The 12,288-nt window shown below is 70.7% G+C and carries 12 protein-coding genes; 4 read left to right on the plus strand and 8 right to left on the minus strand.

Annotated features, from left to right (window positions below; all coding sequences use genetic code 11):
- Nucleotides 1-47 precede the first annotated feature (47 nt).
- From nagZ to ACWEQG_RS08920, 7 genes are all read right to left on the minus strand, one after another.
- Nucleotides 48-1,163, minus strand: coding sequence for a beta-N-acetylhexosaminidase (gene nagZ / locus ACWEQG_RS08890; protein ID WP_452283122.1), 1,116 nt, complete (start codon nucleotides 1,161-1,163; stop codon nucleotides 48-50).
- A gap of 278 nt (nucleotides 1,164-1,441) precedes the next feature.
- Nucleotides 1,442-3,202, minus strand: a complete 1,761-nt coding sequence (gene ptsP / locus ACWEQG_RS08895) for a phosphoenolpyruvate--protein phosphotransferase (RefSeq protein WP_452283124.1) — start codon at nucleotides 3,200-3,202, stop codon at nucleotides 1,442-1,444.
- 5 nt (nucleotides 3,203-3,207) lie between these two features.
- Nucleotides 3,208-3,465, minus strand: coding sequence for an HPr family phosphocarrier protein (locus ACWEQG_RS08900; protein WP_363460914.1), 258 nt, complete (start codon nucleotides 3,463-3,465; stop codon nucleotides 3,208-3,210).
- A gap of 24 nt (nucleotides 3,466-3,489) precedes the next feature.
- On the minus strand, nucleotides 3,490-4,125 hold the full coding sequence (locus tag ACWEQG_RS08905; RefSeq protein ID WP_363460912.1) for an HAD family hydrolase: 636 nt from the start codon (nucleotides 4,123-4,125) through the stop codon (nucleotides 3,490-3,492).
- A 10-nt stretch (nucleotides 4,126-4,135) separates the two neighbouring features.
- A complete protein-coding gene (locus ACWEQG_RS08910; RefSeq protein WP_363460910.1) occupies nucleotides 4,136-4,582 on the minus strand; it encodes a PTS sugar transporter subunit IIA in 447 nt (148 codons plus the stop codon).
- Between the two features lie 80 nt (nucleotides 4,583-4,662).
- The gene (locus tag ACWEQG_RS08915) at nucleotides 4,663-4,899 is read right to left on the minus strand and encodes a glucose PTS transporter subunit EIIB (protein ID WP_030509331.1); all 237 of its coding nucleotides are present in this window, start codon (nucleotides 4,897-4,899) and stop codon (nucleotides 4,663-4,665) included.
- Nucleotides 4,900-4,917: 18 nt separating this feature from the next.
- The gene (locus tag ACWEQG_RS08920) at nucleotides 4,918-5,952 is read right to left on the minus strand and encodes an SIS domain-containing protein (protein ID WP_452283126.1); all 1,035 of its coding nucleotides are present in this window, start codon (nucleotides 5,950-5,952) and stop codon (nucleotides 4,918-4,920) included.
- Nucleotides 5,953-6,104: 152 nt separating this feature from the next.
- Between ACWEQG_RS08920 and ACWEQG_RS08925 the strand changes: the two genes are divergently transcribed.
- The 3 genes from ACWEQG_RS08925 to ACWEQG_RS08935 all read left to right on the plus strand — a co-directional run bounded on the left by ACWEQG_RS08925 (nucleotide 6,105) and on the right by ACWEQG_RS08935 (nucleotide 8,922).
- Entirely contained in the window at nucleotides 6,105-6,845 is a 741-nt protein-coding gene (locus ACWEQG_RS08925) for a GntR family transcriptional regulator (protein WP_363460906.1), read from the plus strand.
- A gap of 28 nt (nucleotides 6,846-6,873) precedes the next feature.
- Entirely contained in the window at nucleotides 6,874-8,208 is a 1,335-nt protein-coding gene (locus tag ACWEQG_RS08930) for a PTS transporter subunit EIIC (RefSeq protein ID WP_452283127.1), read from the plus strand.
- Nucleotides 8,209-8,469: 261 nt separating this feature from the next.
- A complete protein-coding gene (locus tag ACWEQG_RS08935) occupies nucleotides 8,470-8,922 on the plus strand; it encodes an Rv3235 family protein (RefSeq protein ID WP_452283128.1) in 453 nt (150 codons plus the stop codon).
- Between the two features lie 65 nt (nucleotides 8,923-8,987).
- Here the strand turns inward: ACWEQG_RS08935 and secA are convergent, their stop codons facing one another.
- Complete coding sequence (gene secA, locus ACWEQG_RS08940; RefSeq protein ID WP_452283130.1) at nucleotides 8,988-11,789, minus strand: preprotein translocase subunit SecA; 2,802 nt, start codon at nucleotides 11,787-11,789, stop codon at nucleotides 8,988-8,990.
- A 219-nt stretch (nucleotides 11,790-12,008) separates the two neighbouring features.
- On the opposite strand from secA, the gene ACWEQG_RS08945 reads away from it, so the two are divergent.
- Entirely contained in the window at nucleotides 12,009-12,281 is a 273-nt protein-coding gene (locus tag ACWEQG_RS08945) for an HGxxPAAW family protein (protein ID WP_363460898.1), read from the plus strand.
- Nucleotides 12,282-12,288: the final 7 nt, after the last annotated feature.

Raw genomic sequence — 12,288 nt, forward strand, 5'->3', positions numbered from 1 at the left:
CCAGCCGACGTGCCTCAAATACTAGGTCGTGCGGCCCGCACGCCTGGTCATCCGGCGGCGGCGAAGACGCGATGGGCGATTTCGAGGTGCGCGGCGGATTTCAGCGCGCCGGGATCGGTGTGGATCGGCCCGAAGACGCCGCGCTTGTCCTTCAGCCGCAGGATCCGCAGCACCGACTCGTCGATCCTGCGCTCGGAGATCCGTCCCGACTTCACCGCGTCGAGGACGGCGTCGTACGCCTTGGGCAGGTTCGGCGGCATGAGGAGGATGTCGGCCCCGGCGAGGACGGCCCGTACGGCGACCTCGGCGTCGCCGTACTTCTTCCGCACCCCGGCCATGTCGAGCGCGTCGGTGCTGATGACACCGTCGAAGCCGAGCTCCTCGCGGAGCAGGCCGGTGAGGATGCGGGGGGACAGCGTCGCGGGGTCGCCCGACGGGTCCAGCTTCGGCATCACCACGTGCGCCGACATGATCGCGTCCACGCCGTGCTCGATCGCCGCGCGGAACGGCGGCGCGTCCAGCTTCCGCCACTGCGTCTTCGAGTGCGTGATGACCGGCAGGCCCGAGTGGCTGTCGACCGAGGTGTCCCCGTGGCCGGGGAAGTGCTTGGCTACCGAGGCCACGCCCGCCGCGTGGAAGCCGTCGACGGCGGCCCCGACCATCGCGGCCACCTTCTTCGGGTCGGAGCCGTACGCGCGGGGGCCGATGACCGGGTTGCGGGGGTTGATGTTGACGTCGGCGACCGGCGCGAAGTCGAGCGAGATGCCGAGATCGCGCAGTTCCGCACCGGTCACCTTGGCGACGTCGCGCGCGTTCGCCGTCTTGCCGGTCGCCCCGATCTGCGACGCGCCGGGGAGCTTGGTGACGAGCGGCTTGAGCCGGGAGACCAGGCCGTTCTCCTGGTCCACGCCGATCATCAGCGGCGCCTCGCCCGACCCGGCCGCCGCCTCGCGCAGGCCGGTGGTGAGCGCGGCGACCTGGTCCGCGGAGGAGACGTTGCCCGCCCAGTCGAACAGGATCACCCCGCCGGGGCGGAACTTCTCCACCACCTCCGCCGGCGTCGCCACGCCGTACCGCGCCTCGTTCTCCTTGCTCGCCGCCCCGGCCTTCGGGCCCCAGACCACGATGGTGAACAGCTGCGCGACCTTGTCCCGCAGGCTCATCGCCGCGAGCGTCCGTTCGGCCCGGGCGCCGGAGGGCCGGGCCTCGGGCGACGCCGACGGGGACTCGGCCCCAGACGGCGACGGTGCCGCCGACGACGGTTCCGACGACGACGGTGCGGCCGACGACACAGAGGTCCGTGACACGGCCGCGGGGGACACGGACGAGCACCCGGTCGCGAGAAGGGCGAGCATGACGACACCGTGTCTGATTCGTGGCACGTTCTTTACCGTATCCGTGCCCCGGCAGCGACCGGGCCAGGAACCGGCATGCCGAGGAGTCAGAGCGCGAGCGCGTCCAGGCCCGGCAGCCGCACGCGGGCGGCCGCCTTGGCGTCCGGCGCCGAGGTGGCCGAGCGCGCCGCGGCGGCGGCGTCACGGCACTGCGCAAGCGTGTGCCGCGACAGGGCCGCGCGCACCCAGGGCAGCGCGGGGGCGCCCATGGACAGCGAGGTGATCCCCATGCCGACGAGCACGCAGGCGAGCACCGGATCGGCGGCGGCCTCGCCGCAGACCCCGCAGCCCTTGCCCGCCGCGGTGGCCGCCGAGGCCGCCATCGCGATCAGGTCGAGCACCGCCGGATGCCACGGATCCTGCAGCCCGGCGACGGCGCTGACCTGGCGGTCGGCCGCGAGCGCGTACTGCGTGAGGTCGTTGGTCCCGATCGAGAAGAAGTCGACGGCCCGGATGAGGTCCGCCGCTCGCAGCGCCGCCGACGGCACCTCGATCATGATGCCCGCGCCGTCGAGCCCCGCCGTACGGCAGGCCTCGCCGAACCACTCGGCCTCCTCCACGGTGGCCACCATGGGCGCCATGACCTGGACCTTGGCCGAGACGCCCGCCGCGGCCCCGGCCAGCGCGCCCAGCTGGGCGGTCATGATCTCCGGATACCGGCGGAACATGCGCAGGCCGCGCTCGCCGAGCGCCGGGTTCGGCTCCTCCTCCGGGGGCGGCAGGAACGCCAGCGGCTTGTCGGCGCCGGAGTCGAGCGTGCGCACCACCACCCGGCCCTCCGGGAACGCCTCGAACACCGCCCGGTAGGCCTCCTCCTGCTCGCTCACCGACGGCGCGGTCTCGCGGTCGAGGAAGAGGAACTCGGTGCGGTAGAGACCGACGCCCTCGGCGCCGTTGGCCAGCGCGCTCTCCAGGTCGCGGGGGCCGCCGATGTTGGCGAGCAGGGGCACGGGGTGGCCGTCGGCGGTCGTGCCGGGGCCGGTGGCCGCCGAGAGCGCCGCGCGCCGCGCCTCGTCGGCGGCGCGGGCCTCGGCCACGCGGGCCGGGCCGGGCGCGAGCAGCACCTGTCCCGAGGCGCCGTCGACCAGCACGGGGGTGCCGGGGGCGATCGCGGTCGCGCCGGCGCAGCCCACGACGGCGGGCACGCCCATCGAGCGGGCGAGGATCGCCGTGTGGCTGGTCGGCCCGCCCTGCTCGGTGACGAACGCGGCGACCACGTCCTTCGACAGCAGCGCGGTGTCGGCCGGGGCGAGGTCCTTGGCGACGAGCACGAACGGCTCGCCGGCGCCGGTCGGCACGCCGGGCATGGGCAGGCCGGTGAGCACGGCGATCACCCGGTCGCGGATGTCGTCGAGGTCGGCCACGCGCTCGGCCAGGTAGCCGCCGGCCGCCGCGAGCAGGTCCCGATACTTGCCGAACGCGTCGAAGACGGCGCGCGGGGCGGCCACGCCGCGGTCGACGAGCTCGCCGACCTCCACGGCCAGGCTCGGATCGCGCGCGATCAGCGCCTGCGCGCCGAGCACCTCCTGGGCCTCGCCGCCCGCCCTGGCGCCGCGCGCCTCCAGGTCGGCGGCCACCTCCTCGACCGCCCGTTCGGCGCGGGCGCGCTCGGCGGCGGCGTCGCCGTCGTGACGCGCGTCCTTGTCGGGCTCGGGGATCTCTCCCACGAGCAGATGCGCCGGGCCGTACCCGGCGCCGGGGCTGACTCCCGTGCCGGCAAGCACAGTGCCGGCAAGCACAGTGCCGCTCGGCGACCGCGCGCCGTCGTCGTCCCCCGCCGTCGTCCCCGTCCTCCGCTGCCCGTCCATCGTCGTCAGGAGGCCGAGGCGATCTGGGCGAGCTCGTCGAGCAGCTCCTCGGCTCCCTCGCCCTCCGCGCTGATGACGATCGACTCCCCCTGCCGTACGTCGAGCGCCAGAACCGACAGGATGCTCTTCGCGCTCACCGGCGCGCCGCCCGCCTTCGCGATGGTGACGTCGAAGGGCACCTTCGCCGCGGTCTGCACGAACGTCGCCGCCGGCCGGGCGTGCAGACCGACCTCGGACGTGACGCTGACTGTGCGTTCGGCCACGTTTCCTCCTCCTGCGGCGGTGGTCTAGACCGCCGGTAGTTCCGTCAAGGGCCAGTCAATACCCGACATATCGGGGATTACCAGATCCGCGTGCGACAGTTCATCCGGATGATGGGTGGTGGCCACCGCAACGCAGGTCATACCCGCCGCCCGGGCCGCCGCGATCCCGGCGAGCGAGTCCTCGAACACCACGCACTTCGCCGGGTCCACCTGGAGCAGGTCGGCTGCCAGGAGGTATCCGGACGGGTCGGGCTTGCCCACGCTCACGTCCTCGGCGGAGACGATGGTCCGTACCACCTCCACGACGCCGATGTCGGTGAGCCGTTCCACCGCCCACCATCGCTGGGCCGAGGTGACCAGGGCCAGCGGAGCGCCCTGCTCCGCGACCCGGGACACCAGCGCGGCCGCCCCCGGGACCGGCACGATGTCGGGCAGGTCCGGATGGTCATAGTAGGAGCGGATCTCCTCCAGCACGACCTCCGGATCCGTGCCGGGCAGCACCTCGGGAACGACGTCCACCCCGCGGCGGCCCATGACCCGCCGCAGCAGCGTCTCGTCGTAGACGATCCCGTGGTTGTCCAGGAGCATCCGCCACAGAGCCAGGCTGCGGATCTCCGTGTTGATCAAAGTACCGTCGAGGTCGAAGAGCGCGGCCTCCATCACCAGCGCATCACGACCACTCGAACAGCGCGTCGCCCGCGTCGACGCCGCCCTCGGCGACCTTCCCCACCGCGTCCGCCGGCGCGTCGAGCGCCACCACCGGACAGACCGGCGAGCGGCCGCCGGCCTCGATGGCGGCGGGGTTCCAGGCCACGACGGGCTGTCCCGCGCCGACGCGGTCCCCCTCGGCCGCGAGCAGGCGGAAGCCCTCGCCCTTGAGCTGCACGGTGTCGATGCCGAGATGCACCAGCACGCCTCTGCCGTCGTCCCCCACCACGACGTACGCGTGCGGGTGCAGCTTCACGATGGTGCCGCTGATCGGGGCCACGGCCTCGACGGGCCCGCGTACGGGGTCGATCGCGGTCCCCGGACCGACCATCGCCTGGGAGAACACCGGATCCGGCACGGCGGCCAGGCCGATGGCCGCCCCCGCGACCGGGGCGAGAACAGTCGTCAATGAAGCGCCCTTCCCTGGGACCGGGCAGGCGTCACCGATAGGTCCGCCGGACAGCGGCGGACCTGCCGTGACCTCCCGAGTCAGCCGATGATGTCCTCGATGTCGCTGGCGATGGTGTCGGCCTCGGGGCCCACCACGACCTGGACGACGTTGCCCGCCGCCATCACTCCGTGGGCGCCGGCCGCCTTGAGCGCGGCCTGGTCCACCTTGGAGGCGTCGTGCACCTCGGTGCGCAGCCGGGTGATGCACGGCTCCACCTCGATGATGTTGTCGGCGCCACCGAGCCCGGCGATGATCGCCTCGGCGTCTGCAGCCATGGGGGATCCTCCTGTTGTTCAGTCGGTCTGGGTGACCTTTTTCAGACCGCGGGGGGAATCGGGGTCGATTCCGAGCCTGCGCGCGAGCGCTTCGGTGAGCAACTGCCCGGGGACGATGAGTCCCAACGGAGCCACCCACTCGGGCAGGTCCGGACCGTTCAGTGCGGCGGTCGAGGCGGCGGCGAGCCGTTCGCCACCCCCGACGCCGAAGGCGGCGGCGCCCGCGCCGGTGACCCGCTCGGCCAGCGCGACCGTGCCCGCCAGTGTCGGGCCCTGCCCCGCCGCCACCAGGATCGCCGGGGTCTCGGCGTCCACGACCGCGATCGGTCCGTGCAGCAGATCGGCGTACGACAGCCCCATGGCGTGCAGGTAGCACGCCTCCTTGAGCTTGAGCGCCAGCTCGAGCGCGGTCGAGAACGCCAGTCCGCGGCCGGAGACGACCACGCCGGGCTTGTCGGCCAGGCCCTCGACCACGGCGTCAAGGTCGCCGGGGTCGGAGACCAGCTTCTCCACCGCGTCCGGCACCCTGCGCAGGTCGTCGGGGTTCACGTCGGCGCCGAGGCCGATCGCGAGCACGGCCAGCGCCGCGAGCTGGGTCGTGTAGGTCTTCGTGGCCGGGACGGCCTTCTCCTCGCCGGCGAGCGTGCACAGCGCGAGGTCGGCGGCCTGGGCCAGCGGCGACTCCTCGCCGCCGTTGGTGATCGCGACGGTCTTCGCGCCGCAGTCCTTCGCCCACTGGAGGGTCTCGACGATCTCCTCCGTACGGCCGGACTGGGACAGGCCCACGGCCAGCACCCCGTCGAGGTCGAGCCTGCGGCGGTAGGTGGTGGCCACGGAAGGCGCGCCCATCGCGGCCATCCGGCCCGCCCGCGACTCGATCAGGTAGCGGCCGTAGACCGCCGCGTTGTCCGAGGTCCCGCGGGCGACGAACAGCAGGTGGCGGGTGCCGCGCGCGACCGCCTCGACGTCGCCGGTCCTCGGGAGAAGGGCGTCCAGCGTCGCCCGGATCGCCGCGGGCTGCTCGGCGATCTCACCGCGCATTCTGGTCGTCATCGATGATCATCCCTTGCTTGGCGAGATTTGTCCGTTATCGATCCGTCGCCGGCCCATACATTGACACACATTTCCCGGCTGTGGTCTAGTCCGGACTAGACCAGTAAGAACCTTAACTTATTCGGACGATCCAGAGCGAGAGGGGAGGATCAGTGGCCCAGATCGATCCGGACAGCCCGGTGCCCAAGTATTTCCAGCTGCGGGAGATCCTGCTCGACCTCATCGAGAGCAACGAGCTGCCGATCGGCGCGGCGATCCCCTCCGAGCGTGACCTGAGCCAGCGTTACGACCTGTCCCGTATGACGGTACGGCAGGCCGTCGACCACCTGGTGTCCGAGGGCCGGTTGCACCGGGTCCCCGGCAAGGGCACGTTCGTGGCCCGGCCGAAAATCGAGCTGGCACTTCAACTCACCTCCTTCACCGACGACATGCGGGCGCGCGGCATGGAGCCGGGCTCCCGTGACCTGGACCGGCGGGTGGTCCGGGCCAGTGCCCACCTCGCACGGCAGCTCGGCATCCAGCCGGGAGACGCCGTCCACTTCATCGAGCGGCTGCGCACGGCGGACGGGGAACCGCTGAGCATCGAGCGCGCCCACATCCCGGTCGCGCTCGCGCCCGATCTCGACACCTACGACCTGACCGGACGATCCCTGTACGCCCTGCTCGAGTCGCGCTACGGACTCGTCATGGACGCCGGGGAGCTGACCATCGACGGCGGCGTCGCCGATCCGAGCGACGCCGACCTGCTCAAACTGCCCCGGGGCGGGGCCGTGCTGCTACTGCAGCGCCGGTCCTTCGCCGGCGGGGTCTGCGCCGAACTCGGCGTCTCCACCTACCGCGCCGACCGCTACCAGCTCCGGACGCTCCTCGGAGCCCCGGCCAGACGCCTCTAGTAGTCCCCCCACCCTGGAGGAACACCCGATGAGTTCCACCTCCGCCGACGCGGGCCTGCCGGCCGCGCCCTCGAACCAGAACGCGGTGATGACCGCGCTGTCCCGTATCGGCCGTTCCCTGATGCTCCCGATCGCGGCGCTGCCCGCCGCGGCTCTCCTTCTCCGGATCGGCCAGGACGACCTCCTCGGCCGTACGGACAACGCGACGCTCGACAAGATCGCACAGGTCGTCGGCGGCGCGGGCGGCGCCCTGTTCGACGCGCTGCCGCTGCTGTTCGCGATCGGCGTGGCGGTCGGCTTCGCGCGGCGGGCCGACGGCTCGACCGCCCTGGCGGCCGTGGTCGGCTATCTCGTCTGGGACCGGGTCACCCACCTGATGTTCTTCGACGCCTCCGCGGACGCGGCGGTGCACAAGAAGGTGGCGCAGACCATCGTGGGGGCGGACGGCAAGCCGGCCGAAGCGCTCAACCTCGCGTCGGCCAACCCGACCGGAGTGCTCGGCGGCATCCTCATGGGCCTCGTCGCGGCCGTCCTCTGGCAGCGGTACTACCGGACCAAGCTGCCCGCCTACCTGGCGTTCTTCGGCGGCCGCCGCTTCGTGCCGATCCTCACCGCGCTGGCCGGACTGATCCTCGGCGTCGTCTTCGGCCTGATCTGGCCGCCGATCGGGCAGGGCCTGACCAACTTCGGCGACTGGCTCGCCACCCACTCGACGCTCGGTGCGGGCATCTACGGGATCGTGAACAGGGGCCTCATCCCCTTCGGCCTGCACCACTTCGTCAACTCGATCGTCTGGTTCACCGTGCCGGAGTGCACCGTCGGCGCGACCCAGGCCGCGGGCGACCTGAACTGCTACTTCGCCGGTCAGGACGGCGCCGGCGCGTTCATGGCGGGCTTCTTCCCCGTCATGATGTTCGGCCTGCCGGCCGCCGCGATCGCCATGTGGCGGGCCGCCCCGCCGAACCGCCGCGCCGCCATCGGCAGCATCATGATCTCCACGGCCCTGATCTCGTTCGTCACCGGCATCACCGAGCCGATCGAGTTCGCGTTCATCTTCGTGGCTCCGATCCTGTTCGCCGTGCACGCGCTGCTCACCGGCGTCTCGATGGCCCTGGTCGCGGCCCTCGACGGGCGGCTCGGCTTCGGGTTCTCCGCCGGCGCGATCGACGCCGCCCTGAACGCGACGAAGGACAACACGCACAACTTCTGGCTGATCATGCTGATCGGCGTCGTCTACTTCGTCCTCTACTACGTGGTCTTCAGCTTCCTCATCAAGAAGCTGAACATCATGACGCCCGGCCGCGAACCGGAGCCCGACGTGGACTCCGGGGAGAGCGCCGACACGGCGCGCGCCCGCGCCTGACGCGTCACGTCCCCTCTCAGGGAGCAGGGGCGCCCGGTGATCCCGGGCGCCCCTGTTGTGTTTCCCGCAGTTGCGGATGCCGTTAATCGTCGATCAGACCCTGCGCGAATTCGAGGGGATCACGCCAACCCGAGGGGATTTCCCGGACGAACGGTGGCACAAAGGCCCGCCACTCGGCAAAGTTGGCGTGCCCTGTATCAGGAGGGATGACCGCAACCTCTATTAGGCGTCAGGTTCACGGCGCACGAGAGCGGAGTCCCGATGCCCAAGCCCGTCCCCCTGCCACGGCTCGCGTCCGTCCCCCCGGCCGATCCTCCGTACGACGAGCGCGACGGCGGCGGCCACATCACGCGCCCCGGCACGTACGGCGCGCTCGCCCTGGCCCCGGTCCCGCGCCGTACGGGCACGCCCACGGACGAGCGCCGCCTGCGTGGGCTCGGCCAGGCGCTCGCGGAAGTCCTGGCGGGCCGCAGGCCCCCGGAGACCGTCGCCGGGCGGCTCACCGAGCGGGCCTACCGCGAACTGGTCCGGGCCGGCAAGATGATCGACGCCGAGCGGCCGCCGCTGACAGGCCTCCCCCATGTGCAGCGCCCCCGCGACGGCGCGATCGAGATGTGCCTGCTCGTCCACTGCGGGCCGCGCAGTCACGTACTCGCCGTACGGCTGGAGCGGCAGGGCGTGCAGTGGCTGGTCACCGAGTTCGAGACCGCGTGACCGGCGCCCCCATGACGCGAAGGACCCCGCCGGGCAGGCCCGGCGGGGTCCGTTCTCAGGTCAGGTCACGCCTGCTGGTTGCGCGGGTCGCCGTGGCAGCGCTTGTACTTCTTGCCCGAGCCGCAGGGGCAGGGCGCGTTGCGCTCGGTGTCGCCGTAGGCGGCGCGCTGCTCGGGGGTCGACCGCACCCGGCTGACCTCCACGTCGCCGCTCTCGCCCGGCGCGCTGTAGACCATCTCCGTCGGCCGCGACGGCTGCCGCAGCGCCCGGGCGATGATCGAGCCGGTCTCGGAGAGCGCCGTGTCGTCCTCGGCGTTCTCCTCGACGATCGGGTTGGCCTGCACCTCGACCTCGAGGTTGAACAGGTAGCCGACCGACTCCTCCTTGATGCCGTCGAGCATCGCGGCGAACATCTCGTAGCCCTCGCGCTGGTACTCGATCAGCGGGTCCTTCTGGGCATAGGCGCGCATGCCGATGCCCTCCTGGAGGTAGTCCATCTCGTAGAGGTGCTCGCGCCACTTGCGGTCGAGCACGGAGAGGATGACCCGGCGCTCCAGCTCGCGCATCGCCTCGGAGCCGAGCTGCTCCTCGCGGCGGTCGTAGGCCGCGAGCGCGTCCTCCTTGACCTTCTCGGCGATGAGCTCCGCCGTCAGCTCCTCCCGGTCGCCGCCGATCCGCTCGATGAGCTCGTCGACGGTGAAGGAGATCGGGTAGAGCTGGCCGAACGCCTTCCACAGCTTCTCGAGGTCCCACTCCTCGGCGAAGCCCTCCGCGGTGGCGCCCTTGACGTAGTCGTCGATGACGTCGGTGACGAAGCTGCGGACCTGCTCGTGCAGGTCGGCGCCCTCCAGCACCCGCCGCCGCTCGGCGTAGATGACCGTGCGCTGCCGGTTCATCACCTCGTCGTACTTCAGGACGTTCTTGCGGATCTCGAAGTTCTGCTGCTCGACCTGGTGCTGCGCGGAGGCGATCGCCTTGGACACCATGCCCGACTCGATCGGCACGTCGTCCGGGATGTTGAGCCGCGTCATGATCATCTCGACCCGGGCCGAGTTGAACAGCCGCATGAGGTCGTCCTCGAGCGAGAGGTAGAAACGCGACTCGCCGGGGTCGCCCTGACGGCCGGAACGACCGCGGAGCTGGTTGTCGATGCGCCGCGACTCGTGCCGCTCGGTGCCCAGCACGTAGAGGCCGCCGGCCTCGGTGACCTCCTCGTGCTCGGCCTTGACGGCCTCCTTCGCCTTCTCCAGCGCCTCGGGCCAGGCCTTCTCGTACTCCTCCGGAGTCTCGGAGGGCGACAGGCCGCGCTGCTGAAGCTCCAGGTCCGCGCGGAACTCGGGGTTGCCGCCGAGCATGATGTCGGTGCCTCGACCGGCCATGTTGGTCGCCACGGTGACCGCGCCCTTACGGCCCGCCTCGGCGACGATCGCGGCCTCACGGGCGTGGTTCTTCGCGTTCAGCACCTCGTGGGGCACGCCCTGGCGCTTGAGCATCCGCGAGAGCTTCTCGGACTTCTCGACGCTGGTGGTGCCGACGAGGACCGGCTGGCCCTTCTCGTGGCGCGCCTTGATGTCCTCGACACACGCCTGGAACTTGGCGTCCTCGCTCTTGTAGACGACGTCGGGCTGGTCCTTGCGGACCATCGGCCGGTTCGTCGGGATCGGGACGACGCCCAGCTTGTAGGTCTGGTGGAACTCGTTCGCCTCGGTGGTGGCCGTACCGGTCATGCCGGCGAGCTTCTCGTAGAGGCGGAAGTAGTTCTGGAGGGTGATCGTGGCGAGAGTCTGGTTCTCGTCCTTGATCTTCACGTTTTCCTTGGCCTCGATGGCCTGGTGCATGCCCTCGTTGTAGCGACGGCCGTGCAGGACGCGACCGGTGAACTCGTCGACGATCAGGACCTCGCCGTCGACGACGATGTAGTCCTTGTCCTTCTTGAACAGTTCCTTGGCCTTGAGCGCGTTGTTGAGGAACTGCACGAGGTGGGTGTGCTCGGGCTTGTAGAGGTTGTCGATGCCGAGCAAGTCCTCGACCTTCTCCACGCCCGCCTCGAGGATGCCGACGGTGCGCTTCTTCTCGTCGACGACGTAGTCGCCGGTGCTCTCCTCGCCGTCCTTGCCCTCGGTGCCGCGCCGCAGCCTCGGCACGATCTTGGCGAACTCCTGGTACCACTTGCCCGACTGCTCGCCCGGGCCGGAGATGATGAGCGGAGTCCTGGCCTCGTCGATCAGGATCGAGTCGACCTCGTCCACGATGGCGAAGTTGTGGCCGCGCTGGACGCACTCCTCCTTCGACCACGCCATGTTGTCGCGGAGGTAGTCGAAGCCGAACTCGTTGTTCGTGCCGTACGTGATGTCGGCGTTGTACTGCTTGCGGCGCTCCTCCGGCGACATGTTCGCCAGGATGACGCCGACCTCCAGGCCGAGGAAGCGGTGGACGCGGCCCATGGTCTCGGCGTCGCGCTTGGCCAGGTAGTCGTTGACCGTGACGACGTGGACGCCCTTGCCGGAAATGGCGTTCAGGTACGCGGGAAGCGTACAGGTGAGCGTCTTGCCCTCACCGGTGCGCATCTCGGAGATGTTGCCCATGTGCAGGTTGGCGCCACCCATGAGCTGCACGTCGAAGTGGCGCTGCCCGAGGACTCGTCGAGCGGCCTCGCGGACGGTCGCGAACGCCTCCGGCAGCAGGTCGTCGAGGGACTCGCCCTCGGCGTGGCGCTGCTTGTACTCGGCGGTCAGTGCGCGGAGCTCGGCGTCGGACAGGCTCGTGAAGTCCTCTTCGATGGAGTTGACCTGCTCGGCGATGCGCTTGAGCTTCCGCAGAGTCTTGCCTTCGCCGGCGCGAAGGATCTTGTCGAGAATGGCTGGCACTTTTAGTAAAGCTCCTCGCAGGTCTACCCCGGCCGATCACCGGGGTGTGAGGACGAGACATACTTCCCCGCTAGCCATCGTAGGCGGTTCCAGTACCAGACACACCCACCTGCAATCGACGGAGCGCCGCGGCACAATCGCATAACTCATAGGGGGAAAACCGCGCCCAAGGATCCCCCGATGTTCCGACCACCTCTGCCATCAGGTAGAAAACGGGGTATGGCACAGAGCGGACACCAGGGCAGCCACGCGGGTAGCGCCAAATCTTGGCTCGCCGTCTCCATCATCCTCATCGGCTTCACTGTCGGGGGCGTGGCGCTGACCCTCGGCCCGAACTGGCTCTTCGTCTGGATCGGCGTGGGCATCTGCGCCGTCGGCGGGCTCCTCGCGCTCGCGTTCGACATCTTCTCGGACGTGATCGTGGACGCCCCCAGGGAGATTCCGGTCCAGGAGCACCACTCGCCGTTCGAGCACCGGTCCATCACCTCCTGAGGCCGTC

Source organism: Microbispora sp. NPDC004025, assembly GCF_053604425.1.